Origin of the sequence: Shewanella submarina (assembly GCF_042646185.1) — a bacterium.
GTDB classification, from domain to species: domain Bacteria; phylum Pseudomonadota; class Gammaproteobacteria; order Enterobacterales; family Shewanellaceae; genus Shewanella; species Shewanella corallii.
This window is the reverse complement of sequence record NZ_JBHRTD010000014.1, coordinates 1-26,051: the sequence shown is the minus strand read 5'-3', so window position 1 is coordinate 26,051 and position 26,051 is coordinate 1. Positions and strand designations below refer to the sequence as shown.

25 protein-coding genes, 1 rRNA gene and 1 other RNA gene are annotated in these 26,051 nt (G+C 50.6%); 10 read left to right on the top strand and 17 right to left on the bottom strand.

Annotated elements, in window-relative coordinates:
- Positions 1–33: 33 nt before the first annotated feature.
- A complete protein-coding gene (locus ACFOE0_RS11455; protein ID WP_248937432.1) occupies positions 34–768 on the bottom strand; it encodes a DUF1223 domain-containing protein in 735 nt (244 codons plus the stop codon).
- Between the two features lie 137 nt (positions 769–905).
- Between ACFOE0_RS11455 and ACFOE0_RS11450 the strand changes: the two genes are divergently transcribed.
- On the top strand, positions 906–1,193 hold the full coding sequence (locus ACFOE0_RS11450) for a Rho-binding antiterminator (protein ID WP_248937431.1): 288 nt from the start codon (positions 906–908) through the stop codon (positions 1,191–1,193).
- Here the strand turns inward: ACFOE0_RS11450 and ACFOE0_RS11445 are convergent.
- Entirely contained in the window at positions 1,190–2,662 is a 1,473-nt protein-coding gene (locus ACFOE0_RS11445; protein WP_248937430.1) for a Na+/H+ antiporter NhaC family protein, read from the bottom strand. The two genes, ACFOE0_RS11450 and ACFOE0_RS11445, sit on opposite strands and share 4 nt — an antisense overlap.
- A gap of 265 nt (positions 2,663–2,927) precedes the next feature.
- Here ACFOE0_RS11445 and ACFOE0_RS11440 point away from each other — a divergent pair, with 265 nt between their 5' ends.
- Positions 2,928–3,131, top strand: coding sequence for a cell division protein ZapB (locus ACFOE0_RS11440; protein WP_248937429.1), 204 nt, complete (start codon positions 2,928–2,930; stop codon positions 3,129–3,131).
- A gap of 61 nt (positions 3,132–3,192) precedes the next feature.
- Here the strand turns inward: ACFOE0_RS11440 and ACFOE0_RS11435 are convergent, their stop codons facing one another.
- From ACFOE0_RS11435 to ACFOE0_RS11405, 7 genes are all read right to left on the bottom strand, one after another.
- Positions 3,193–3,405 carry a DUF1107 family protein gene (locus ACFOE0_RS11435; protein WP_115138656.1) on the bottom strand — a complete coding sequence of 71 codons (213 nt, stop codon included), beginning with the start codon at positions 3,403–3,405 and terminating at the stop codon, positions 3,193–3,195.
- 482 nt (positions 3,406–3,887) lie between these two features.
- Positions 3,888–4,502 (bottom strand): thiol:disulfide interchange protein DsbA/DsbL, encoded by a 615-nt coding sequence (locus ACFOE0_RS11430; RefSeq protein ID WP_115138657.1) that lies wholly within the window; start codon positions 4,500–4,502, stop codon positions 3,888–3,890.
- A gap of 149 nt (positions 4,503–4,651) precedes the next feature.
- Positions 4,652–5,647 (bottom strand): serine/threonine protein kinase, encoded by a 996-nt coding sequence (locus ACFOE0_RS11425; RefSeq protein WP_380712004.1) that lies wholly within the window; start codon positions 5,645–5,647, stop codon positions 4,652–4,654.
- 1 nt (position 5,648) lies between these two features.
- Positions 5,649–5,963, bottom strand: a complete 315-nt coding sequence (locus ACFOE0_RS11420; RefSeq protein ID WP_248937427.1) for a DUF3630 family protein — start codon at positions 5,961–5,963, stop codon at positions 5,649–5,651.
- A gap of 49 nt (positions 5,964–6,012) precedes the next feature.
- Positions 6,013–7,449: a protein adenylyltransferase SelO gene (locus tag ACFOE0_RS11415; protein WP_248937426.1), complete on the bottom strand. Its 1,437-nt coding sequence runs from the start codon at positions 7,447–7,449 to the stop codon at positions 6,013–6,015.
- Positions 7,450–7,474: 25 nt separating this feature from the next.
- Positions 7,475–7,765, bottom strand: a complete 291-nt coding sequence (locus ACFOE0_RS11410; RefSeq protein WP_248937425.1) for a hypothetical protein — start codon at positions 7,763–7,765, stop codon at positions 7,475–7,477.
- Positions 7,766–7,880: 115 nt separating this feature from the next.
- Positions 7,881–8,663 carry a hypothetical protein gene (locus tag ACFOE0_RS11405; protein ID WP_248937424.1) on the bottom strand — a complete coding sequence of 261 codons (783 nt, stop codon included), beginning with the start codon at positions 8,661–8,663 and terminating at the stop codon, positions 7,881–7,883.
- Positions 8,664–8,943: 280 nt separating this feature from the next.
- On the opposite strand from ACFOE0_RS11405, the gene ACFOE0_RS11400 reads away from it, so the two are divergent.
- On the top strand, positions 8,944–9,327 hold the full coding sequence (locus ACFOE0_RS11400; protein WP_248937423.1) for a nitrous oxide-stimulated promoter family protein: 384 nt from the start codon (positions 8,944–8,946) through the stop codon (positions 9,325–9,327).
- A 106-nt stretch (positions 9,328–9,433) separates the two neighbouring features.
- The gene (locus ACFOE0_RS11395; RefSeq protein ID WP_248937422.1) at positions 9,434–10,312 is read left to right on the top strand and encodes a hypothetical protein; all 879 of its coding nucleotides are present in this window, start codon (positions 9,434–9,436) and stop codon (positions 10,310–10,312) included.
- A gap of 50 nt (positions 10,313–10,362) precedes the next feature.
- On the opposite strand, the gene ACFOE0_RS11390 is transcribed toward ACFOE0_RS11395, so the two are convergent.
- From ACFOE0_RS11390 to ACFOE0_RS11375, 4 genes are all read right to left on the bottom strand, one after another.
- On the bottom strand, positions 10,363–10,938 hold the full coding sequence (locus ACFOE0_RS11390; RefSeq protein WP_248937421.1) for a hypothetical protein: 576 nt from the start codon (positions 10,936–10,938) through the stop codon (positions 10,363–10,365).
- A 66-nt stretch (positions 10,939–11,004) separates the two neighbouring features.
- Complete coding sequence (locus ACFOE0_RS11385; protein WP_115138666.1) at positions 11,005–11,334, bottom strand: YkvA family protein; 330 nt, start codon at positions 11,332–11,334, stop codon at positions 11,005–11,007.
- 164 nt (positions 11,335–11,498) lie between these two features.
- The gene (locus tag ACFOE0_RS11380) at positions 11,499–13,805 is read right to left on the bottom strand and encodes a YgiQ family radical SAM protein (RefSeq protein ID WP_248937487.1); all 2,307 of its coding nucleotides are present in this window, start codon (positions 13,803–13,805) and stop codon (positions 11,499–11,501) included.
- Positions 13,806–13,938: 133 nt separating this feature from the next.
- Entirely contained in the window at positions 13,939–14,343 is a 405-nt protein-coding gene (locus tag ACFOE0_RS11375) for an MAPEG family protein (RefSeq protein ID WP_248937420.1), read from the bottom strand.
- Positions 14,344–14,508: 165 nt separating this feature from the next.
- Between ACFOE0_RS11375 and ACFOE0_RS11370 the strand changes: the two genes are divergently transcribed.
- Together ACFOE0_RS11370 and ACFOE0_RS11365 are read left to right on the top strand one after the other, a co-directional pair.
- Positions 14,509–15,729 carry a threonine/serine exporter family protein gene (locus ACFOE0_RS11370; protein ID WP_248937419.1) on the top strand — a complete coding sequence of 407 codons (1,221 nt, stop codon included), beginning with the start codon at positions 14,509–14,511 and terminating at the stop codon, positions 15,727–15,729.
- Between the two features lie 172 nt (positions 15,730–15,901).
- Entirely contained in the window at positions 15,902–17,512 is a 1,611-nt protein-coding gene (locus tag ACFOE0_RS11365) for a ShlB/FhaC/HecB family hemolysin secretion/activation protein (RefSeq protein ID WP_248937418.1), read from the top strand.
- Positions 17,513–17,969: 457 nt separating this feature from the next.
- Here ACFOE0_RS11365 and ACFOE0_RS11360 read toward each other — a convergent pair whose 3' ends face one another.
- From ACFOE0_RS11360 to rsmI, 3 genes are all read right to left on the bottom strand, one after another.
- On the bottom strand, positions 17,970–19,439 hold the full coding sequence (locus tag ACFOE0_RS11360; RefSeq protein ID WP_283106545.1) for a S8 family serine peptidase: 1,470 nt from the start codon (positions 19,437–19,439) through the stop codon (positions 17,970–17,972).
- A 516-nt stretch (positions 19,440–19,955) separates the two neighbouring features.
- Positions 19,956–20,319, bottom strand: an RNA gene (gene rnpB, locus ACFOE0_RS11355) — RNase P RNA component class A.
- Positions 20,320–20,383: 64 nt separating this feature from the next.
- Complete coding sequence (gene rsmI, locus ACFOE0_RS11350; protein WP_248937416.1) at positions 20,384–21,226, bottom strand: 16S rRNA (cytidine(1402)-2'-O)-methyltransferase; 843 nt, start codon at positions 21,224–21,226, stop codon at positions 20,384–20,386.
- 193 nt (positions 21,227–21,419) lie between these two features.
- Between rsmI and ACFOE0_RS11345 the strand changes: the two genes are divergently transcribed.
- From ACFOE0_RS11345 to ACFOE0_RS11330, 4 genes are all read left to right on the top strand, one after another.
- Positions 21,420–23,258, top strand: a complete 1,839-nt coding sequence (locus ACFOE0_RS11345; protein WP_248937415.1) for a penicillin-binding protein activator — start codon at positions 21,420–21,422, stop codon at positions 23,256–23,258.
- On the top strand, positions 23,255–23,581 hold the full coding sequence (locus tag ACFOE0_RS11340) for a YraN family protein (protein ID WP_248937414.1): 327 nt from the start codon (positions 23,255–23,257) through the stop codon (positions 23,579–23,581). Before ACFOE0_RS11345 ends, ACFOE0_RS11340 begins: the two co-directional genes overlap by 4 nt.
- A 107-nt stretch (positions 23,582–23,688) precedes the next feature.
- Positions 23,689–24,282, top strand: a complete 594-nt coding sequence (locus ACFOE0_RS11335; RefSeq protein WP_115138679.1) for a phosphoheptose isomerase — start codon at positions 23,689–23,691, stop codon at positions 24,280–24,282.
- On the top strand, positions 24,279–24,845 hold the full coding sequence (locus ACFOE0_RS11330; RefSeq protein ID WP_248937413.1) for a BON domain-containing protein: 567 nt from the start codon (positions 24,279–24,281) through the stop codon (positions 24,843–24,845). Before ACFOE0_RS11335 ends, ACFOE0_RS11330 begins: the two co-directional genes overlap by 4 nt.
- A gap of 966 nt (positions 24,846–25,811) precedes the next feature.
- Here the strand turns inward: ACFOE0_RS11330 and rrf are convergent.
- Positions 25,812–25,927, bottom strand: a 5S ribosomal RNA gene (gene rrf, locus ACFOE0_RS11325).
- Positions 25,928–26,051: the final 124 nt, after the last annotated feature.

Genomic DNA, 26,051 nt, shown 5'->3' with positions numbered 1-26,051 from the left:
CTGCGGCCATTTTTATTTATCTCCCGTCAGAGCTCAGGGAGCACCACGCCCCCCAACGGCCTGAACAGGCTGGCCCTGCTCTTCAAGCCAAAGCACCCAAGCAAGTGCCTCATCATCTATGTCAGGACTCGCAGGCAAATCGCCAACAAACTCCTGTCCAGTTCCGGGTATGTCTGTGACAGAGAGCACCACAAACGGATTGTTGAGCGTCCTGCCCTGGTTCTCCCCCCGCTTCACAACCACCTTTGCAGTGGGTAGCACCCAGGCAAACCTGAGCCGGGCATCTTTTTGTAATGGCCTTGAAAATCCCGCCTGAAGCAATCCTTTGTCAATCTGAGCAGTCAGCACTCCAGCCTCTGTTTCAGACAACTCAGGTACTGGCGTCAGCGACCAGCCAAGTAAGGTCCAACGTCTGATCTCATCACCGTTAATCATCAGCTGTGGTGTATACACCTGGGAGCTTAAATCACCGCGATAGTAGGCGTACTGACGATCGGTGAACTCTCCCTGTGACCAGGTATCCTCCCAGCCAAGGTTGTTCCAGTAGGTAACATGAAAAGAGAGGGGGAATACCCGCTGCCAAAGTTGAGGATGTGTATCCAAATCGGCCAACCAGTTGTCTGCCGGAGGGCAGGAACTACAGCCCTGTGAAGTGAACAGTTCAATAACAAGGGGGCTCAGCTTACTGCTGTGATACTCCCTCACCTCTGCACTGACGGCAGGCGCCAGCATCAGTGACACCAGTGCAATGGATATTTTGAAGCCCATATCACCCCCGGATTTCGATTAGTACTGCAAAACAGACCCGAAAAAATCAACCTTGATTTCATACGGGCTTGAACTTGAACTCATACTGTGTCGTTCTAGTGTTAAAGCATGAACTAAAAAAATTGAATGGTGGCAATATGAATACCTATCAGGCAATTCCCTGTGCCAGATATGACTATCTGGAGTTGGCGTGTATTCGTCACTATCCACTTGCCCTTGAACTTCGCAGCGGTGAAGTGTTGCATGGTAAGGCTGTCACTACTGAGACCCGGGCAGACAAGAGCGAATGGCTTGTGGTGGAAACGCCGGTAAAAACCCGATCTATCAGATTGGATCAGATTATGGCAATCACCCCCCAGCAAGAGGGGGCGGATTTTGGTCGGGTCAGTATCGCGGACGAACAACCCAGCTCAGAGTCCGGTTAACTCTCTGCACGTCTGCTCATCCACCACTGCAATCCTCCCACCAGCAAAATGCAGCTGACAATGGCAAGACTCCAGCTGCCAAGCTTGCCAAACCCGGCATTCAGCATTTGAAAGCCTACCAAAGAGCTGGCGGCCACAGTTAAGGCGAAAGGCAACTGAGTTAATACATGGGCTCGTGGCTCACAACCACTTGAGGTGGCACTCAGCACACTGGTATCCGAAATTGGCGAACAGTGATCGCCAAACACTGAACCAGCCAGGACCGCGCTCAAAGCCGGCAGCAGGAGTTCAGGAGCTACCTGAGAAGCGATCTCCGCACCAATGGGGATCATAATGGCAAAGGTTCCCCAACTGGAACCAGTGGCAAATGCCATCACAGCGCAAAGCAAAAACATTCCGGCCACCAACAAAGATGGATTCAGATAGAGCTCTGCCAGATGAGCCAACATACCGGCAATCTTCAGATCTTTAATAACTGAACCTATCATCCAGGTGAACAGCAAAATACCTATGGCCAGGCCCATACTGCGGGTGCCATGGAGAAGATCTGCCAGTAGTTCGCGCAGACTGCGACCGGTCGCCCTCATCATCACCAGGCATACTGCAACAGCCAACATTGCGGCATTACGCATGGCAGCGCCTATATCTGCTGCGGCCAACCAGGCCATAACTCCGGGCGCCTGCGCATTGCTGGCACCTGACCACAGGGTTAACCCTACAGATGCCACCAAGAGTGTCAGCATCGGCAGCAATAGCAGCCAGGGGTTTCCTTTGGAGACAGTAGCGGACAAAGGCGCTTGTGGTAACTCACGTCCAAAACCAAACCCCTGCCAGGCAACATACAGGGACACAGCAATAGTCAGCACGGCATAAAAGTTCATTTGGCCCAGTTCAACAAATGCCGACAACGGAGATACAGGCAGGAAACTAATTCCGGCTAACAAGGCAATCAGATAAGGTCCCCAGCTGGAGAAAGGCAGCAGAGCGCAGAGAGGAGAAGCATTTGAGTCGACAAAGTAGGCCAGCTGTTCCCGACGAATTTGATAACGTTCGCTCAATGGCTGACATACGTGCCCTACGGCCAGACAGCTGAAGATGCCATCGATAAACACCAGCCAGCCTAACAATATTACCCCGAGTCGGGCCTGTCTGCGGGTACGAATGCGGGTATAAAGCCAGTCACCGAAGGCGGTCACAGCCCCACCCCGGGCAAATAACTGGGTCATCACTCCCAGCAGTATCATGGCGGCCAGTACATCAAGGTGCCAGCTTTGCCATTGACCATCCCGGTACAGCTGACGGCTGGCGATATCCAGCAGGTATTCCAGAGATTGCAACGGCTGCAGCTGAGTGTAAACCAAAGCGCCGGCAAGAATACCGGCCCCAAGCGCCAACAAGGTATGACGGAAGATAAGCGCCAATACCAGGGTCAGCACCAAGGGCAAAAAAGCCGGTAAATATACATCCATTGCCAGTAACTCCACTCGCTGCGATGCCGTTTTAAGATGACTTTGGCACTAACCGGCTGCGCGGCAATGCCTGAAATGAGACGATTCAGCCAGAGAGTATCACTGTTTTTAGTGTCGACTTAACCACAAAATGCTAAAAATCTTTAAACATCATCTAATTAATGAACGAAATTTGTGCACTTGAGTGACTCAGCTATTCCTCTGGCCCTGCGCACTGCTAGAATCAGAGCCTCATCATTGCATCCTTAATACAGGAAGGACTCCCATGAGCCTTGAATTACTGTCCAAACTGGAAACCAAAATCCAGGCGGCACTGGAAACCATCGAACTTCAGAAGATGGAACTGGAAGAAGAAAAGCAGAAGTCTGCTCAACTGCAACAGCATAACGAGCAACTGCAGCAGGAACTGAACAGCTGGAACGAGAAAGTTACCGGTTTGGTAGGTTTGCTGAACAACGAAGTCGAATAAGGCTTGGTTCATGATTCGCGGCCTCAAGTCATTATTTGAGGCCGGAATATCAGGAGCAGGCTCAGGCGCTTTTTGCGGCTTCGACCTGCTGATTGATCATCTGATTTAGCTCACTGACAACCTGCTTAACCTCTGGCTCGCTTTTACGGGGAAGCAGAAACCGCCCTTTCTCAAACTCCAATCTACCCAGGTCTTTTACCCAGATAACACCGTTCAGTACGATGCGGGCGTGTTTTACTATCAATTTAGGTGCATATACGGGAAAAACTCTCACATGACCTCCTTCTTAAAGACGGCAAGTCCAATACCAGCGCGTCAATTCTTGTTATGGTCTGTTGGCTCTACCCTGTCACCGGGACAAGTACTGCACTGAATCAAGTCGTGTCTCAGGGCCGGCGCAAAGTTTACATTCTTTTGACCTCTTGTCAGCTCCGCAAGTTTCATTCGGCAACAATTATTTTTGTAAATAAATCCTTCCAACCATACCCTCATCAGGACTCAGCCAAGCTCAAATGTTGCGCAAATGATAACTTGTCAAAAGTTTGACGCTCTGTTAGGTTTGTCTCGTTACTCAGGGTAAAACTGAGCCTTCTGGCTCAATGTCACCGCGTTTCTTGCGACCAGGGAGCGCGGTTTTTTTTGCACTTTTTTCGTGCATCCTACCTGTGTAAATGCGCTAATCCAGTGCAAAAACAATTGGTTCAGACACAAAAAAGGCACCCTAAGGTGCCTTTGCAAGAATGTCGCCAATAATGCTTATGGCTTGTTTTGCGCCAGGTAGTAAGCGATGTCCAACATTTCCTGATAGCTCTTGATATTCTCAGTCATCACCAGGTACTTGTCGTTCACTACCAGAGAAGGTACGCCGCGGATACCTGCGTTCTTGGTATCTTTACGCATCTTGGCAACCTGAGAGTTCACCATAAAGGAGTTGGCTGCAGCATCGAAATCCTTGCCGGATACGCCATTGGCAATAAACAGATTACGAATATCATCGATGCCCGCAAAGCGCTGACGCTTTTCATGGATAGCGGCGAACATGGCTGGCTCAACCTTATCAGTCACGCCCAGTTGTTTGGCAATCGCAAAAGCACGGGACATCTGCTCACCCATTGGGCCGCCGATAAATTCAACGTGAGCCTGCTCAAAACCTACACCCTGAGGCAGCGTCTTTTTAATGGTTGGTACTACAGACTTGGCAAAGTTATAGCAGTGACCACAGTAGAATGAGAAAAACTCAGTAATCTCAGGCTTGGCACTGCCAGGTCCCTGGTTGATCACCTTGTAGTGGACGTTTTCTTTAAAGTCAGCGGCATTGGCCATCAACGGTGCCATCAGCAAAGCAGCAACCATTAAGATTGTTTTTTTCATCTGTTTTCCCTATTTCAATGTGTCTGCCAACTTATACCCAAGGGTATTCAGCTTGTGGGGCAGACTAACACAATTGTTTTTTTGAGTGTAGTAACCCCAAAAAGTTCACCAATCTCTTGATTTACTTATTTACTGGTTAGTCTATCTACTCAATATGACTGCAAACTTAATGCAGGCTCTGCCAACAGCTGCAACTGTTCCCGGTAGGCACCAATCTGTTGCTGCCAATAGGTATCTTCCGCAAACCAAGGGAAGTACATAGGAAACGCAGGATCTTCCCAACGACGGCTAATCCAGCCACAGTGATACAACATGCGCATGCCTCGCAGCGCCTCAACCAAAGCCAGTTGTTTGTGGTCAAAGGAGCAAAACTCCTCATAGCCCTCCAGCAGGATATCAAGCTGCATCAGTTGAGTGGGCCTGTCTCCGGATAACATCATCCACAAATCCTGCACTGCGGGCCCCATACAGGCATCGTCCAAATCAACAAATCCCGGGCCATCCGGCGTCCACAGAATGTTGCCTGGGTGCAGATCACCGTGCAAACGAATATTCTTGTGGGAATGAGCCTGCCAGATTTGGTCTATACCCGATGCCAATGCCTCAGCAGCATCGAAAAAATCAGTCTCCAGATGAGCAGGTACATGCAAATTCTGGCGCAGCCCTTTGATGGCATCATGACACCAGATGTTCGGCGACAGCTGAACCCTGTGAGCAAAAGGCCTGGCACTGCCAAGTTGATGGATACGGCCAATAAAGCGGCCTATCTGTTCGAGGTGGTCAAAGTTATCCACCTCAAATGGACGCCCGCCGATTGAGGGAAACAGGGTAAATCGGTAACCCTGAAAATGATGCAGTGTTACGCCATCCACCGCCAGAGGCTCAGCCACAGGGACTTCCTGCTGGGCAAGCTCATGGGTAAAGCTATGCTCTTCCTGTATCTGCTCATCACTCCAGCGACCGGGACGATAGAACTTCACTACGTACCGGTTTCCCCTGTCACAGCGGAACTGGTACACCCGGTTTTCATAGCTGTTCAGTGCCAGCAAGCCTGTTTCCGGGTAGATCCCCAGACTTTCTATCGCAGTCAGGATTACATCAGGCGTTAATCCATGATAATCAGTTGCCAAAGGCATTTGCGGCATCTCAGTGTCTCTCAATTGCGGCGACCGGCAGTAACCGACTCAAATAATCCAGTACTTCCAGCTCATCCTGGCGTTCAACGCTCAGCCAGCAGATATCGCCATAAAATTCATAGTGGAGCCACAGGCGGGTTCCTTCAAAATCCAGTAACCATTGGTGCCTGTCTGCGCCCCATTGCTTTTCCAATACCCGGCAATCCAGTGCTGTTGTCAGAGGCAGAGCAAAATCATCAAACTGTTCAAAGTCCACCTGAGCATGAATTTGCAGGCTTAAATTTGTCGGGTCCAGTTGAAACCCGGCAACCTTGATCTGTTCCATTGGAGCTTCTCCCAATCCTTTACGTGGCACGAGTCCACGACTTCATGAACTAACTGCTGCATGAGCAGATAAGTCCTTCTCCCCAATCCGGTGGTCGGCGGGCATACTGCGCCATATCGGCTTGCTCGTCAAATGGATTACGAAGCAGCTGATAAAGGGTCTCCAAAGGCTGATTATCTCCAGCTTCAGCGGCCTCAATCGCCTGCTGTGCGAGATAATTACGCAATATATATTTGGGATTTGCCGCAGCTCTTTGACGCTGCCAATCCCCGGCATCTGCAACGCCGTTAACTCTGTCTCGGTATGCAGAAAACCAATCATCAAACTCCGCGGTATCCCGACACTCGTCTCGCAGGGCAAACTCCATAGCCCCCGGTTCAAATCCGGCAAAGGCTCTCATGCTGTTGGTGTAGTCGAGATGATTATTCTTCATCAGCTTCATCAGCCCGCCGACCAGAGCCAAATCTGTCCCTTCATCAGCGGCGACTATTCCCAGTCGATTACGCATCAGTTGCAGATACTTGTCCACCAGCGCCTGCTGGTAACCATTTAACCCAGCCATAAGGTCATCTGATGGGATAAGCGGTACCAGTGCCTGCGCCAGCCGTTGCAGATTCCAAAGGCCAATACCAGGCTGCTGATCGAAGGCATAGCGTCCATGGGGGTCTGAATGGTTGCAGATAAAGCCTTCCTGATAGGTATCCAGAAATGAAAATGGTCCGAAATCGAAGGTGTCCCCCAGAATCGACATATTGTCAGTATTCATTACGCCATGGGCAAAACCGCTGGCTTGCCAGTGGGCGATCATCTCAGCGGTTAACCGAACGACTTCGGCGAACCAGGCTTTGTAGCCACTGGCATTGGCTTCCAGATGGGGAAAGTGGTGAGCAATGGTAAAGTTTACCAGTTCACGAAGGCGACCCCTGTCCTGCTCACCATGAGTGATATATTCAAAATGGCCAAAGCGGATATGACTACGGGCAAGGCGCACAGTAATCGCACCGGTTTCCTGGGTTTCCCGCCACACGGGCGTATCTGAGCCAACCACGGCCAGCGCTCTGGTTGTGGGGATCCCCAGATGATACAGAGCTTCAGAGGCCAGAAACTCGCGCACGGCCGATCTCAGTACCGCCTTGCCATCACCATGCCTTGAATAGGGCGTTTTGCCGGCGCCTTTGAGTGCGATATCCCAGAATTCACCATGAATATCTTTAGCCTCGCCCAATATCATGGCGCGACCGTCACCCAACCTTGGCGAATAGCCACCAAACTGATGTCCGGCATATACCTGAGCATAGTAGCTGGCATCCTGCATTCTGGCGTTACCGGAAAACACTGCCAGCGCATTGGCATCCGGCTCTGCCAAATTCAGCATATGGGCAGCATCCTGGCTCCACATCAGCCAGCGGGGATTATCCAGACCTTCGGGCTCAACCAGGGAGTAGGCTCCCGGTAATTGGTTTACAAAGTCCTGTCTCAGTTCCATCCGCACTCCCTTATTACATGCTCAATCAGCGACTGAGGTCCTCACAATGAAGCAGTCCCTGTTCATCAGTCTTACACTGGAAACCACATACGTAATCGCCCTTGTCTCCGGCCAGTTTTCTGAGTCCCTGACCTTTAAGGCGGCATTGGTCCAGGGTGTCGTAATAGCCGTTGATGGCATCCATCTTCAGGCTGGAGATCTGGATAAGCTGCTCACCGGATTGCACATCAGGCTGATAAATCAAACTCCACTTGGCACTCTGGGTACAGGCTGACAGTGCCAGCAAACCAATAAAAACAAATGACAGGCGTTTCACTTCACACTCCACTAACAGGCGCTGCCTGCACCGACAAAAAGAAAAAGCGAACCATTGGCTCGCTTTCATTGTACACAGCACAGGGGCTGCTAATAACCATGATTATCTTAGCGGTTTATCCCGCTGCTTTTTGTTGGGCCCGCCGGATACGGGTAATTCGACCGGCAAAACCTGTCACAGTGCCATCTTCCAGTCCCAGAGACTCGGCCTGTTCGCACAGGGCAATCGCCTCATTATAAAAACCTGAGTCAGTCAGCAAAGTGGACATCTGCATATGGCCGGTACCTGTCAATGCACCTTTGGCGCTTTGTTCCACAAAGGCGACCTCATCAGCGAACCTGGGCAACAGTTTGGCTCCCCAGGCCAACATGTCCGCCTGCTTACGCTGCTTATAACACTGATTGACCAATGCCAGCAGTAGCGCGTAGCCTTCAGCCGAATTCGCTTTTGCCAGATACTGGGTGATCTCCTCGGTTGTCACGGCTGCTGGAACCGGTAATGGCATGGCAGGCGTTGCCTCCAGATCGTCAAGATCATCAATTGGCTCTGGCTCTGGCTCTGGCTCTGGCTCTGGCTCTGGCTCTGGCTCTGGCACAGATTGAGCGCTGACATCTGACTCTGAAACCAGTACAGGCTCTGTCTCTGGCGGAGAAACAGCTTGGTTGCCAGATTCCACCTCCGGCTGCGGTTTGGACTCAGCTTGCGCTTCAGCTTCAGGTGCTGCAGTCTCCGTCTCGCTGGCTTCTGTGGCCTGTGCTTCATGCTCCATTCTGGCGTCAAACTCTGCATCCCGGTTTAACTCAGACTGCTCCAGTTCCTCTTTAGCGAGTCGCTGCGCCCGCATATATAAAAACACGCCAATGGCCACCAGCACGACAATCGCAAGAAATTTCATCATTTCATCACCTTATTCATTTCCGGTAAGCCAGTGCATTGCAAAAGCGGGCATTAACCAGTGAACAGAAACTCACCGCTATTATTAAGGGATAAGTTCATCACAGATCAACCCAAATGGCGGATATTTCACCTTTTTAAAGTTAAAAGCCGCCATTTACCGAATAACAGCTGACGATATAAGATGCATTGTGTGCGCAGCTTCAAGAAACAGCACATGGATTTTGCGCCATCAAGACACCGAACATAAGATGTCATCAGGCACTGCAGGAATACTCATTAAGATGACACAACCAATAATTCTGGGTCCCAGGCTCACTCGTGAATACGACACCATGGCGCTGATGGTCGGCTTGTACTGCCGCGATCATCATGGCTCAGAATCTCCCTGCCCTGAATGTAGTGAATTCCTTGAATATGCCCGCATGCGTCTCGATCGTTGTCCCTATGGCGAAGACAAACCAACCTGCAGCCGATGCCCGGTTCATTGCTATAAGCCGGAACCCAAAGCCCTGGCCAAGACTGTGATGCGTTATGCCGGACCAAGGATGATATGGCGTCATCCAATTATCGCTATCCGTCACCTGTTACACGAACGCGGAGAGATGGCAGGTAAGCCACCAAGGGATATGTCCAACCGGCGGCAAAGGCAAAAAAAAGACGATTAGAGAGAAACCTCTTAAACCAGGCAACACCTGTTATCGGCAGATATTTTTTACACTGCTGGTTTAGCCCTGGCCCGCTAGCGAGTACAATTGCCGGCGAGGTAAGCATATGAACGGTTTTGGCCATTTTTTTCTTGAAGCATATTGGTGGTTATCACTGCTGGGCGGTATTCACTGTCTGCTGTTGAGCCTCTATATCCGCTACATCTACAAAGAGAGTCAGGATAACCATAAACTTTTGGCTGGCATATTCAGTCTGGTATCCCTCTACTTCTTTACCGGCCTTATTAACTATCAGAACAGTCCCGCCCCGCTGCATATGCTGTTCGTCCTGATTATCCCTGTCTATTTCCTGCTGATGCCCATGCTTTATCTCTACTGTAAACGTGGCCTGTCTCAGGAAGTGATGGATGTAAGGTATTCGTGGCATTACGCACCGGCACTGATCATGTGTATTGTCGCCGTAACGACCGTGGTGTGGGGCTGGTACCATGCCTCTGATGGCTGGCAGCTGGCATTCGACAGTATGGGGCGGCTGGAACACCTTGGCGTGGTCGGTACTTTATTGCCAGCACTGCTCAGCATTCAAGCCTGTGTATACTTTGTGCTTCTGCTGAAGTTGCTTCGTCGGTATCGTGGGCGCAGCCACAGAGCGCACACTGAAAGCCTCAGAGATATCAAGTTTCGTTGGCTGCTGGCACTGACCACAGCTTTGCTTGGCAACTGGGTTATTCGTATGTTTCTGTTGATCCTGCCCTTCTATCTCGGTGGTGAAATATCCCCTGTAGAAAAGGCGTTGCCACGGCTGCTGTTACTGCTGACCGTTTATGGGCTGGCGATATTTGGCCTCAAACAGATCACCCGTGCGGCATACTTGCGGGGAACTCTGGCAACCAAGCCGACCGTGTCGCAGCGCTCATCCAGCCAGTTGCTGGATTCTGAAGAGCTCAGCTTTCTGCAGAAAATTCTCAACGAAGATAAAGACTAAACAAACAAAAGCCCGGCATTGCCGGGCTTTTCTGTCAAATGACTTAGCCTTTATTCATGGCCCCAGGGCGCTGGCGGCAGAGCAACTGGCCTGGTCAGGTCAAAATCGACTCTGAAATCGCGATTTTCCCGGGTCAGGCGATAGGTAAAGGTCTCCGGATAAACATACATGTGCCAGACATTGGTCACTGACTGGGACAGGCCATTTTGTTTAAAATTATCAATGGAGAAGTCATCCACAGGGAATGACTGCTCATTGGCCGTCCCGGTAGAAGCGGTGTGACCGCCGTACATGGTGACCTTATCCTCACTGCCATCTTCATGTCTGTGATCATGCTTAAGCAACAGGCCACCACCGGTTCGGGTAATCACCCAGGTACGGGATCTGTCTTCACCTACGTGGAAAGGGACCTTAAGTTCAATATCGCTGCATTCACGAACATGCATTACCAGACGCTGGCTTGCAAAGTTGGCATCCGCTTCATTGCCGGAGGTCACTTTACCTTCAAATGCCTGACCACAATGGGCACGCAGGGCATCAAAAAAAACATCTTGAGAAGCAGGGGTATCGGCCATTGCCGACGCAGACAGGCCACAGAGGGCCAGGGTATACAGGCTTGCTTTCATTATCGTTATTCTTCCTTGTATGACTGCCTGAATGCGCTAAGCCTATGATTGACTCAGCGTGCCGATTCAGTCACCAAACCAGCGGGTCATGGTTGCATTTGATTTGGTTTTGACTTCCTCATCAATAAACAAGCTGACCATACCAATGGCGGCCGCCAATGCTCCCAGATCATCGGTAAAACCCATCATGGGCGTGAGATCAGGAATCGCATCCAGCGGCATAATAAAGTAACCCAGAGCACCAAATATCACTCCTTTTGCCCAGGTGGGCGTATCAGGACGCTGAGCGGCGTAATACAGCCACAAAGCTTTCTCGACCACTTCCTTACCCGCTGTACGGGCATAGTCAGTCAGTTTTTGCCAAAAACCCTGTTCAGTAAATTCTTGCTCAGACATAAGTGTTCCCCGGTTACTTCTCCCGAATATAACTCAAACCTGTGTAAATGCAGAAGCAGGGAAACCCTGAAAGTGCCAGCCATTGCTCTTTGCGACACACATCAAAAGCCAGAAAACAAAAAACGCCACATTAAGTGGCGTTTTCGGGTGAGTCTCTTACCGGCTTACTTTTTACCGGTCGGGCGCTTACCAAATACTGGTTTGGCACCCGGCCTTGGCGATCCGCCTTTGCGATTACTGTTATGTCCCTTTTGATCAGCCTGACCGCCTTTATGCTGATTCCCGCCTTTGCCAGCCTTACCATTACCTGAGCCGGACTTTGGCTTACGGGAGTCGTGCTGGTTATCGCTGAAGCGGGTCGCAGCCTGCTGGCCTTTACCTGCTGGCTTTGGCTTACCCTGATGTTTCTGTCCCCAGCCCTTACCTTCATTGCGGCTTTCAGCCGGAACCAGGCAGTCAGGGCCATTACCAATCAGATATTTTTTGCCCATGGCTTCCAGAGCTTCTCTGATCAGTGGCCAACCTGCGCTGTCGTGGTAACGCAGCAATGCCTTGTGCAGACGGCGCTGACGCCCCTTCTTGGGGACAGGCACCTGCTCACTGCCATGCTTCACATTCTTCAGCGAGTTCAGCTCGGTATGATAAATCGCAGTGGCATTGGCCATAGGCGATGGATAAAAGTTCTGAACCTGATCCAGTTTGAACTGATGACGCTTGAGCCACAAAGCCAGATTGACCATATCCTCATCGGTAGTGCCCGGGTGGGCGGCGATAAAGTAAGGGATCAGATACTGCTTCTTGCCCGCCTCTTTGGAGTAGTGGTCAAACAGCTCTTTAAATTTGTCATAGGTGCCCATGCCCGGCTTGAGCATCTTGGACAGAGGGCCCTCTTCGGTATGCTCAGGCGCAATTTTCAGGTAGCCGCCCACATGGTGTTTGGCCAGCTCTTTCACATAGCGCGGGTCCTCAATCGCCAGGTCATAGCGCACACCTGACGCGATCAGAACCTTCTTGATACCCGGCACATCGCGGGCAGCACGATACAGGTCGATCGTATGCTTATGGTCTGTGTTCAAATGGCCGCATATTGACGGGTAAACGCAGGAGAGACGACGGCAGGTTTTCTCTGCCTTTTCACTGCTGCAACCCAGTCGGTACATATTGGCGGTTGGGCCACCCAGATCTGAAATCACCCCGGTAAAGCCAGGCACCTTCTCCTGGATATCTTTGATCTCACGGACAATAGACTCCTGTGAACGGCTCTGAATAATGCGACCTTCGTGCTCGGTAATGGAGCAGAAGGAGCAGCCGCCGAAGCAACCACGCATAATATTGATCGAGGTTTTGATCATGTCATAGGCAGGGATCTTCGCCTTGCCATACACAGGGTGAGGAATACGCTGATAAGGCAGATCAAACACCGCATCCATCTCATCGGTATTCAATGGCCAGGCGGGTGGATTAATCCACACTGCACGATCGCCGTGAGATTGATACAGAGCGCGGGCACAACCCGGGTTGGTTTCCTGATGCATCACCCGGGAAGCGTGGGCATACAGATACCTGTCCTGAGACACCTTTTCATAGGCTGGCAGCATCACATAGCACTGCTCCCATGGCTTGGGCTTGGGAGGCTGGACTGTAATCGCCTTGGGAGACTCATTGTCGAAAACCTTGGCATCAGAGGGGCCTGACAGGTTCTGACAGCCAACATCATCAGCACCATATGGGTTCGGAATAGGATCTATCTTGTGCAACTGGTCGATCTTGCGCGAGTCCATACCCCGCCACTCAGGCAAAGGCTGCTTGACGATGACCGCAGTGCCACGAATATCTGTCAGTTCGGCAGCGGACTCGCCTCCCGCCAAACGATGAGCCACTTCCACCAGCGGACGCTCGGCATTACCGTAGATCAGAATGTCGGCTTTGGCATCGAAAATAACGCTGCGGCGAACCTTATCGGACCAATAGTCATAGTGCGCCAGACGACGCAAACTGGCCTCAATACCACCGATAACAACCGGCACCTCTTTAAAGGCTTCTTTGCAGCGCTGGGTATACACAGTCACGGCACGATCCGGACGCTTACCACCTTCATTGCCAGGCGTGTACGCATCATCATGACGCAACTTACGATCAGCCGTATAACGGTTGATCATGGAATCCATATTACCTGCGGTAACACCAAAGAAGAGGTTGGGCTTGCCCAGCTTCATAAAATCTTGTTTGCTGGACCAATCAGGCTGAGAAATAATGCCGACGCGGAAACCCTGAGCTTCCAACATGCGGCCAATCACCGCCATACCAAAGCTGGGGTGGTCCACATAAGCGTCACCGGTGACGATAATGATATCGCAGCTGTCCCAGCCCAGCTTATCCATCTCTTTACGGGACATGGGCAAAAAGGGCGCTGTACCGTAGCATTCAGCCCAATACCTAGGATATGTAAATAACGTCGATTCAACCTGCATGACTGTTAACCCTTTGAAAAGCGGCGATGGAATACCACTTTTACTTTGCACCAATATCCCGCCAACCTGAGGTTTGACGGCCTTTTAAAGGGGGCGGAGTATACCAGTCAGCACAGTGTTAGGCGAATAAAAATCAGGCTGCCAGTGCCATCAAAGCAAGATACAGATTGGCCCCCGCAAGGAACAGAATAACACCCCAGGTCAGCAGCACACCCCAGAACCTCCCCGGATGAATACCACCACGCCCCTGAGTCAATCCCACCGCATGCAACAAGCGTGCGAACAGCCAGGTTCCGCCTGCCAGATTGAGCAGCAAAGAGGACAGCCCGCCCAGTTCCGCCAGCAACATCAGGATCAGCACTATAGGCGCATTTTCCAACAGATTGCCATGTACCCGATTGGCCAGTTGCAACGATTCATTGCCACCATCCCCCAGCCCGGTTTTGGTCGCCCGTCGCTCTTTAATCACACGCCAGGTGAACACCACTATCATCAGGGCCGTTAAAGAGGCATATATTGCTGTTATCGCCACTGTCATCTTTACTCTCCATAGTGTTATCTGATTTACAGCATTCAGGTTGACCACTGTCAATGCAACCAAAAAACTCAATTTAGATATATTTATTAACTTAATACAGATGGTATGGGTTAAAATCCGCGCAACTTTTTTTACCCTCATTTAACGCTACGGGACGCAAGGAAATTGGATACTCAGGAGTTTCTCAAAAAGCGAAAGTTCATTATTCAATTGGGCAAGGCACTGCATAAATTCGGTACGCCCGCGTACCGGCTTGAGGCCCATTTGCGCAGAGTCGCATCAACTTTGGGTATCGAGGGTTACTTTCTTATTACCCCGACTACCATGACCTTTGTGCTGCAGCATGATGCGGACCAGGAATATAACCATATGGCCAGGGTGAATCCCGGCGATCTGGATCTTGGCTCGCTGGCGCGCACCGATGAGCTGGTCAATCAGCTGCTTGAGGGCGAACGCACTTTAGACGATGCCATTGAACGTTTGCAGGAGATTGCTGATAAACCTGCTCCCTACGGGCGGCTGATGACAGGCCTGTCGTTTATGCTCAGCCCTGCAGCTTTTGCCATGTTGATGGGAACCAGTTGGCAGGATGTGTTCTGGTCAGGAATACTGGGGTTGCCGGTTTATCTGTTGGTTATCGCAGCGGAAAAATCCAGGCGTATGGCAGAAATGCTGGAGCCGCTGGCCGCCATTCTTTGCGCAATAGGGGCTTGTGCCATTGCCCATATTTCCCCTCAGCTAAATATTCCCGTGGTGGTGCTTTCCGCCATCATTATCTTTATTCCCGGTCTGGCACTGACCCTTGGTCTTGCAGAGCTGGCCGCGAGAGATCTCATGTCCGGCACGGCGCGCATCATGGATGCCATGATGTTGATGTGCAAACTCTACTTTGGCGGCATGTTGGGACTGGTGATAGGCCATGCGATATTCGGGGATGTCCCTCAAGTCACTCCTGTCCCACTGGAACGCTGGCACAGTTGGCTGGCGGTGCCTATCCTGTCCGCGACTCTGGTAATACTGTTTAAAGCCCGCAGTAAAGATGCACCATGGGGAATCATCGCCGGTATCATCGCCTTTATTGCTGCGCAAATTGGCGGCATCTACCTGGGTGAGTCCATGGGTATTTTTGTCGGTGCTTTTGCAGTGGGTATTTATGCCAACCTCTACAGTCGGTGGCAAAAGGCTCCTGCCAGCATAGCTCTGCTGCAGGGCATAGTGATCCTGGTGCCGGGCAGTAAAACCTATATAGGTCTTAACGCACTCATCTCAGGCGAGGTCATGCTGAATCAGGCCCAAATTGGCGCTCAGGTATTTCTGATATTTATGTCCCTTGTGGCGGGGCTGATTTTTTCAAATGTTGCCGTCACCCCTCGCTCAACCCTCTAGCCCTGTGTCGGCGGGCATTTGCCCGCCGGATTGACAAGTTATGCTGGCCAATGTCAGTGTTTGTGTGAAAGCTCATTGATTTAATTGAACTACAATTCAAACTCTGACATAGACAAATATACCTGCGCTGACCCTGACCCCAAGGCAGGCATCTTCCATCCAAGGAGGGCCTATGACCCCACCCCGGGTGTTGCTGTTATCCCTGTTAATGCTGCCAGTCCAACCCGGATTGCTGGCTGAAGAGTCGCAGCCGGGGGAAAACCAAATCAAGGTCAGCAAAATAGTGGTGGTCAGTCACCCCATCTTTGATGAGTCAGCAGAAGACGCATTCTTTATCCATAACTGGGCCAACTTTCTTCACATCAATACCCGGGAGCAAACCGTTCTCGACCATCTGAGCTTTGCTCCCGGCGATATCATAGATAACAAAGATATTGCTGAGGCGCAGCGTCTGCTCAGGGCTGAACCTTTCCTCAGAGACAGTAAAATCACACTGCCGAAGCCTGACCCTGCCGCCACTGTTGCAAACCGGGATGTGGTGTTGGTGGAAACCTGGGATAACTGGTCACTGCTGCCAACCCTGAGCTTCAGTCGCAGTGGCGGGGAAAATCGCTACTCAATAGGGATCAAAGAAGACAACCTGATGGGACGGGGCATCAGTACCCGCCTCAAATATCAGTCCAGCGAAGACAGAACGGGTTACAAGCTGGCGATCGATGCCCCGGTAAACTGGTTGCCACACGCCAGCGTCAGTGCAGAGATTTATGACAACAGTGATGGCCAGGCCTACAAGTTTGCCTTTATCAAGCCCTTCTTTACGCTGGATGGCATCAATCAATATGGTCTGGAGACCCTTGAAGACCTACGTGAAGACACCTTGAGACAAAACGGTGAAGATGTTTCCGGATTTGAGCACGAGATTAGCTATACCAATGTCAACTATGGCCATCGCCTTGACTGGGATGACAGCACGGCACTCAGGTTGCTGTTGGGAATAACCCACGACCACCACAGATTCAACCTCTGGGAGGACTACCCTGATGCCAGGCTCCCCGAAGACAGAGAGTTTCTCTACCCCTGGGTAGCGCTGGAGAGCATTGAAGATGAGTATAAAGTGTTCCAGAACATCAGGCTGATCAACACCAACGAAGACATTAATCTGGGTTGGTACCATTTCTTTAAACTGGGCGTCGAAACCCGCACAGACAACAGCGATCCTGGTTTTCATCTCTGGTGGCGTTCCAGCCGGGGCTTCAAACAGGCCGATTCACTCTGGTTGCTTTCCGCCAATGGCAAGGCTGTACTCAACACCAGAATCCCAGATCACTACCAACTGGCTCTGCAGGGGGAGTGGTACTACAACTTCAGCGAAAGCTGGAAGCTTTACCACAGGCTGCGATTACTGAGCAGTAAAAACAACTATCTGGATCAACCAGCCACACTTGGCGACAACACTGGAGTACGTGGCTACCCGGATGATTATCAATGGGGGGACCAACAGTGGCAATTTACCAGCGAACTCAGGTATTACCCCAATATTTCTCTATACCAACTCGCTGAATTGGGATGGGCCCTGTTTGCCGATGCCGGTGAAGCATTTGGTGAAAATGATGACAACAACCTGCTTTCAGGACCGATGGCCAGCGTTGGCCTGGGTGCGCGTATTTACTCCTCTCGCTCTAGCTATGGCAACGTTGCCCATGTGGATTTCAGCCTGCCATTAAACCGTGCTCCCGGCCTCGACAGCTGGGAGTGGCGCTTCCAGGTCAGGAGTCATTTCTGATTTTTCATTCACATCAAGTGGATACAAATTGACACCAAAAAAGCGTGACACGCATCACATTTTATTCTAGGGTGATTAACAGGAAGTGAGGTTTTTGCCTTGATGACGGGGCGTAGAACTCAACCCACTGTGACTCCGACAACAGCCAGTATTTATACCGGCCGAGTTGAAGATACAGCGCTGAGGAGACGCCCAATAGAGGCTCTGACCAAACTCCCTTTTCGGTCCGATTCTTCCACCTCTATCGGACATAACCAAGCCGCCCGAGGGCGGCTTTGTTATACCTTGAGTTTCCCCATTCTCCTGCAAATATATCTGTGTACCTTGGTCAGCTACAGCCTGACTTTTGTAGTAATCCGCATCGGAATTCAGTCACTCATCGAGAATAAAAAACCATAGACAAAGCCCCAAGTAAAAAAGCTCGCGATTAACGCGAGCTTTATTCGGTAATGGCTTATCAGTAGCTGGCTGTCAGGGACACACCGCTGTAGCTGCTGAACCAGCCGCTGGTCAATTGGATATGATAGGTGGCTGCCTGAGTATTGCTCACACTACAGGTTTTCGGGTTTCCACTGCTCGACGTTTTGCAATCATAAACCGAGCTGGTTGGGGTGCTGCCGGCATTGGCATAAGCAACTGCTCTGCTGGAGTTACCATCAACTGTGATAGTGAGAGTTTTCCCTGCTGGCACATCAATACGATAATTGTGTGTTGCGCCAAAGAAACCGGCGCTTAACCCAGTTTTAGGTACGCCATTTTCCATACAGGTATCGCCACAAACCGGCTCGCCACCCGGACCACCACTGTCTGACAGTGAATAGGCCAGTTTATTAACCGACAGTGGCCCCGGATCTGCCACTGTATCCTTGGTGGAGCGATCAGCCAGCATGGTTTCAATTTGGGCTGGACTGAGCGTACTGTCTTCGCCCAGGTAGAGTGCAGCAATACCCGCTACGTGTGGCGATGCCATGGAAGTACCGCTAATGGTATTAGTGCCACCATTGATCCAGGTAGAAGTGATGTTGCGTCCCGGAGCGAAAATGTCCAGACACTCACCAAAATTGGAGAAACTGGAGCGCGAGTCATTGTCATCTGTAGAGCCAACGGTGATAGCACTGGCAGCCCTTGCAGGTGAGTAATTACAGGCATCTTTATTATCATTACCTGCAGCAACGACAAAGGTGATGCCTGCCGCAACGGCATTACTTACCGCGGTATCCAGCGCCTGTGAAGCGCCTCCCCCGAGACTCATATTGGCAACTGAAGGCCCTGTTGCATTCTGCGCGACCCAGTCAACGCCGGAAATCACGCCCGAATTGGTTCCGGAACCCTGACAATCAAGCACTCTTACGCCGACTATGCTGGAATTCTTGGCAACACCATAGGTTGAGGCACCGATAGTCCCGGCTACATGGGTACCGTGCCCATGACAATCTGTGGCATCAGCGTCATTATCGATAAAATCCCATCCGTGAGATTGCCGACCGCTGAATTCCGCATGACTTGAAACACCGGTATCAATAACGTATGCGGTAACACCGGAACCATCATAGTTATAGTTATAGTCACCGCTTAAAGGTAATGACCGCTGATCAACTCTATCCAAGCCCCATGTAGCACCAGCCTGATTGTTTGTGGCCGATGATAAAGGAGACACAGACATTATTTGGTCTTGTTCAATAAAATCAATATTGGGATTATTCAGTAACTGAGCTAACTGTTCAGAATTGGCATTAACCAATACACCATTAAGTGCACCGCCAAAGCCTTTCTTTATTTGAATGCCAAACTCATTCTCTATAGATTGAGCGGCAACCTTCGCATAGTCAGCAATCGCATTTCGGCTTGACAGGTCAAGTATGCTTGGCGTTTTAAAAACAACTATATAGCTGTTCTTAATCGCCTTACTTTTATCGACACTTGCCAAATATGCTTGTTCGTTTGCCTGAGAGTTAGATATTGAAAGCGCAGATGCTACTGCGATCGATACTAATAGTTTATTTTGCACGTAAAACCTCCATTGTTCTACTTTGCAATTAAAAGATTACAGCAATTCGCAAAAGCACAAGATAAGGCCGCCTCAGAAAAAGTAAAGCAAATACATGAGATTAATAAAACATCATATTTTTAATCCACTGACTTAATACCTAAGCGTGACATATGCATTAATAGTGTGAACATTTTAAATATTTTATACAGTCAACAATAAAGTAAGGCACCAATATAAATACCGCATTATATATCAATCTATAAAATGTTGTATATTTCAGAATTAAAAACTATTGATTATTTCCATAATAAATAACCAATATTAAGTGTCGCACCCAATATTAAATAATGAATGACACCAGATGCCATTTCAGGTGATATTTTCCACCACTCTTTCCAGCATTAAGCAGACATAAAAAAACCGCATCCCTTTCGGAATGCGGTTTCTCTGAATTTAGCGAGTTGGCCGATAAGCCGGGTCCTGTCTTGGACAGCCATTCATCTAGGCCTGCAATCACTCACAGGCTCGAGCGATCTACCCGGTTCCAACGCGAGCCACGCATTAACTTACCGAGGTAAGTAGTGGAACCCTATTTGATCTTGCTCCGGGTGGAGTTTACCGTGCCACGAACTGTTACCAGCCGCGCGGTGCGCTCTTACCGCACCCTTTCACCCTTACCGGCCCTAAGGCAGGCGGTCTACTCTCTGTTGCACTGGTCGTCGGCTCACGCCGCCCAGGCGTTACCTGGCACCCTGCTCTGTGGAGCCCGGACTTTCCTCCCCGTTCTTACGAACGCGGCGACTGTCTGGCCAACTCGGCGGCGATTATACCCAAGCAATCTGGGCAAACCAACCACTATTTCAGCGAAAAACAGCAATTGCTTAAAGCCCGGCCTCAAGGCCCGCTTTATACAGGGCATTTTTCTTCAAACCGTGGATTTGTGCAGCAATGGCTGCCGCTTTTTTCAGCGGTAACTCTTCACTCAGCAGCTTAAGGGTTTCCATGGCAACCGCCGGAATTCCCTCTTCATCGGTCGCGGTAAAACCGTGACACATCAGCACGATTTCCCCTTTCTGCTGATTGTCGTCAGCCTTCACCCTCTCCAGTACCTCAGCAGCAGCGCCAGTCAGGAAGGTTTCGAAGGTCTTGGTCACCTCGCGAGCCATTACAATTTGTCTGTCTTCACCCAATACCCTGGCAATAGCTTCCAGGCTATAGACGATACGGTGTGGGGACTCATAGAAAATCAAAGTGTGGGGATCTTCTTTCAGCTCGGTCAATTTATCCAAACGAGCCTTTTCCTTCGATGGTAAAAAGCCTTCAAAGGAGAAACGGTCTGACGGCAACCCGGAAGCGCTCAGAGCGGTAATGGCAGCACATGGGCCCGGCAGAGGCACCACGTTATAACCCTCGGCACGAACATGAGTCACCAGGTGATAGCCGGGATCTGAGATCAGCGGCGTACCCGCATCGGAAATCAGAGCCACCGCATTACCACTGGCCAATTGCTCCACAATCCACTGTGCCCGGGCACGCTCGTTATGGTCATGCAGCGCCGTGGTTCGGGTGCTGATACCAAAATGCTTAAGCAACTTGCCGCTGTGGCGGGTATCTTCACAGGCAATCAGAGCAACCTGCTCAAGTACTTCAACAGCTCTGGGGCTCATATCCTGCAAATTACCGATTGGAGTTGGAACAATATATAGCGCGACCGGCAGGGTCATAGTTACCTCGGCGTAGACGATGACAAGAGCCGACTTTGCACCATGCAATCAGCTCTCAAAATATTCAGTGTGTTTATCAACCAGTTCAAGCGACAGATTCTGTAGCAACAGCAAGGTGCAACAGGTTGAACTAGTCACATTCTTATGCAGATTGGTATAAACTACAGCCAGCATTTTATCAGAGTGAAGCCAAGTGTTGAAAAGCATCAAGACAACAAAGTTAATTCCCCTGGTGGTTTCTGCTGTCATTCTGGGCGGCTGTGCCAGCACCCAGCAATCGACACAGCCAGCAGTGGAAGTCGTATCACTGGAAAATGTAACCAACACCCCAGCCTGGTATCTGGCTAAGATCCAACCAGGTCAGAGCCAACAGATTAAGCAAAGGTATACCTTACTGGCGGCTCAGGCTTACCTCAATCAGGGAGATTACAACAGTGCCGATAAGCTGTTGTTATCAATAGGAAACACTCAGGGAGCTCTGTCTGAAATAAAAGCGCAGCATAACTACCTTCAGGCACTGTCGTTGAGACTTCAGGACAAGCCTGCTGAAGCACTGAACATGCTGAGTTACCGCCCAGACTGGTCACTGCCCGATTGGCAGTGGCGTGAATACTATCTCCTTAAAGCCAAACTCTACCAACAACTGCAACAACCCGTAGAGCAGGTTCGTCAACTCAGCATGCTGGAGCAGTACCTGGCGCCGGCAGATCGCGCTCAGATTAATGATCAGATCTGGCAGGCATTGCAGCCATTGAATGACCAACAGCTGGCTCAATTTACCGAAGATCAAAGCAACCCGATCTTTGCAGGCTGGATGCAATTGGCGTATCTGGCGAAGCACTATGCCGTCGCCCCCAATAAATTGGTCCGCTACTTAGGTCAATGGCAGCAGAAAAACCCTAGCCATCCAGGCGCATTCAAGCTGCCTACCGACCTTGAAAAAGCGTTGAATACCAAGCCCTATCGTCCACAGAAGATTGCCGTACTCTTGCCTCTGACTGGAGCTCGGGCCGGCGTCGCCAACCCGGTTAAACAGGGTATTCTCAGCAACTATGTCAATCAGGGTGACGCTAACGTCGAAGTGCTCTTTTACGATACTGCCGCTGATGTCGTAACCGCGTATCAAAAGGCACAGGCTGATGGCGTTGAGTTTGTTATTGGCCCTCTGTTACCTGACAACGTCAATAAGCTGCAAACCTTCCTGGCACAGCCGGACCAACAGGCGACAGCCGTTCCGCAGCTGTACCTGAACCAACCCAGCCAGCTAAGCGGCGATACAGAAGACCAGTACTTTTTTGCTCTGTCTCCATCCCAGGAGGCCTCTGATGCTGCACTGCGCCTTTATCAGGATGGTATCCGCGTTCCCCTGTTATTGGTCAGCGGAGATGCTGCAGGCCGCCGTATGGCGGAAGCCTTTAAGCAGGAATGGATGCAGCTTACAGACAAAGAAGCTGAGGTTCATTACTATCCCAAAGGCGACAAAATGGGTGATGCCGTCAAGGCTGCACTGGGAGTTAAGGACTCTGAAGAGCGTATTGCCAGAATGAAGCAATTGATTGGCACTAGTCTCGAAGCAGATTTCCGCTCGCGCCGTGATATTGATGCCATTTATATGGTGGCCAACAGTGGCGAACTGACGCTGCTCAAACCTTTTATTGATGTCAGCTTCAGTGTCTTTGCCCAGCCGGTGCCCCTGTACACTTCAAGCCGGGCCAGACTGGATAAAGACACCAGCCAAACCGCCATTGAACTGAATAATATTACCTTCAGCGATATACCCTGGCTGATCCAACCGAACAATGAAACTGCAGAGGTAGCCAAGCTGTGGCCGACCTGGCGTAACAGCCAGAAGCGTTTATATATCATGGGATATGATTCACTGGATTTGGTCGGCCGACTGGCACAGATGCGTGCTTTCCCTGGCTTCCAATATCAGGGACGAAGTGGTGAACTGTCTGTTACCCCTGAAGGCGTGCTGGAACGTCATCTGAGCTGGGGTAAATACCAAAGAGGCAAGTTCAAGCCACTATGAATCAGGGCGAGATAGCGGAACAACAGGCTAAGGCCTATCTTGAGCAACAAGGGCTAAAGTGGGTTGAGTCAAATGTCCGCTATCCTTTTGGTGAACTTGATCTGGTCATGCGAGAAGGCCACAGTTGGGTGTTCGTTGAGGTAAAATATCGGGCATCTGCCAGCTTCGGCGGTGCACTCAGTGCCGTTGGCCCCAGGAAGCAACAAAGACTGCGCAAAGCTGCAAATCACTATCTGCAGCTAAACCGAATTCAGGCACCCTGCCGATTTGATTTGGTCGCCATTGAGGGCAAACATATTCAATGGCTCACCGACATCTTTTAAGTCGATTGCAATAATCTGCAGGACTTTAATAATTTTACAATTCTTGCCTCAACTCGGATTTCCGTTTGTGGCATGATAGCCACTCGATAGAGATTAAGGGTTCATCCATGTTAGAACGTATCAAAGACAGCTTTACTGAATCTATCCAAACCAAGATAGACGCAGCTGAAGCGCTTCCTGAATCCATTGCCACAGCAGCAGAAATGATGGTCCAGTGTCTACTGGGCGGCAATAAGATTCTGGCTTGTGGTAACGGCGGCAGTGCTGGTGATGCGCAGCATTTCTCTGCAGAGTTGTTGAATCGCTTTGAGGTGGAACGTCCACCATTACCGGCCATTGCGCTGACAACTGATACCTCAACCATTACCGCTATTGCCAACGACTATAGCTATGACGAGATCTTCTCCAAGCAGATCCTGGCTCTGGGTCAGCCCGGCGATATCCTGCTGGCAATTTCAACCAGTGGTAACTCAGGCAACGTCATCAAAGCGATGGAAGCAGCACTGAGCCGCGATATGACTATTGTTGCTTTGACTGGTAAAGATGGTGGCGCCATGGCAGGTCTGCTGGGCGGTGGAGATGTGGAAATCCGCGTACCTTCCAACGTCACAGCCCGTATCCAGGAAGTACACCTGTTGGTTATCCACTGCCTGTGCGACAACATAGACCGCACATTGTTCCCGCAGGACGAACAGGCATGATAAGACTCATCCCACTGCTGTTGGCAATGTCACTGCTGTCAGGCTGTGCCGGCGTCGTGGTAGTGGGTGCTGTTGGCGGAGCGGTAGTTGCCAATGACGAGCGCAGCTTCCGCACCCAACTCGATGACACCAATGCTGATTTTGAAATTGCTTCAGCTCTGTCCAAACACGAAGACCTGCAGAATCAGACCAACATCACTGGCGTGGTGATGAATGGCAACACTCTGCTGATTGGCCAGTCACCCAACTCCATGTTGCGTGACAAGGCTATCCGTGTGGTCAAAGAGCTGCAACTGGGCGGCAAGCTGTTCAACCAGATCCGGATAGGTAACCCTACCTCATTCACCACCCGCTCCAATGATGCCTGGATCACCACCAAGGTGAAAACCCGTATGCTGAATACCGACGACCTGGACGTTACCCGGGTTAAGGTGATTACCGAAAACGGTGAAGTGTTCTTGCTGGGACTTATCGACAAATCCCAGGCTAACCTGGCCGTCGATGTCGCCCGCAACACTGCTGGCGTACGCAAGGTGGTTAAAGTCTTCGAGTACACCAACTAAAGCCTGCCTCCTGCAGGCTTTTGTTTTATTTCCCACTCGCGTAACCATCTTCCTCAACACTTTATTCTCCATTGCTCCGACCAGAGTGACCTTCACATATCTGCACCTCCTAATCACCTTTGGCACAAAGACAGATGTACACAGGGCTCTACTTTGACATACCCACAGTCTATCTGCTCCTGTCATAACCCTCGCCAGAGAAGCACAGAGCAACCCTTACAGCTGGTTGATAGCAATGACGGCAGCCATAGCTTTAGAGTGAGAGACAGGGATGTCGAACTGGCTTTTGTACAGGAAAGTATCAAAGTGCGAATGTCGGTAACGTACGACTATATGAATATAGGAGGTAGAGCAACGCAGGAGCACTTACCAATCCTCAGCGTGGGAAGCGCCATGGCGAGAATGGCGCAAGCCATAAGCTTTGGAGCGAGAGGCAGGATGCCGAACTGGCCTTTATACATGGAAGTAGTTTGGCGTGAATGTCGAGATTGCCTGGAACATTTCTCGACCTGACATCGGGGGTAGATGCTTGGCAATGGCCAGCTTCGAGACAAGCTCTCCGCGTTCATCTGCCGCATCAAACTTCTTTGATTAGCGCAACAGCTTCACCCTACGATCAACATAGATGGCGGAAGTGACGATATTACACGACTATATGGATATAGGAGGTAGAGTAACGCAGGAGCAGTTACCGAGGAGCAAATATCGGTCTCTCACATGGGGGTTAAGCAAGTCTGCTCTGGAAGCGAAGCTTTCAGGACTTGATTAACGCGGAGCGAAGTATGAGCGTAGCCGGGAGCCCGCTCAGCGCGGGCTGACATCGAGGGTGGAGCATCGCCGCCTTCTTATAAGTGGATAAGTCACCTGAGCAGACATACTCAGCAGTTCAAAAACACACCAATAATTATTAAATCCCCCAAACGCAAAAAAGCCACCTTATTCAGGTGGCTTCTTCACTTATTAGGCGCTTGGCAATGACCTACTCTCACATGGGGAAGCCCCACACTACCATCGGCGCAGCTGCGTTTCACTTCTGAGTTCGGAATGGGTTCAGGTGGGACCACAGCGCTATTGTCACCAAGCAAATTCTGTACAATTTAGAAAGCTGTTTTTATTTGAGTTCGACTTCAATCAAGTCAGTATTCTATTCAAGGTTCTAACCAGTGTTACGAAACCCTTTTGGGTTGTATGGTTAAGCCTCTCGAG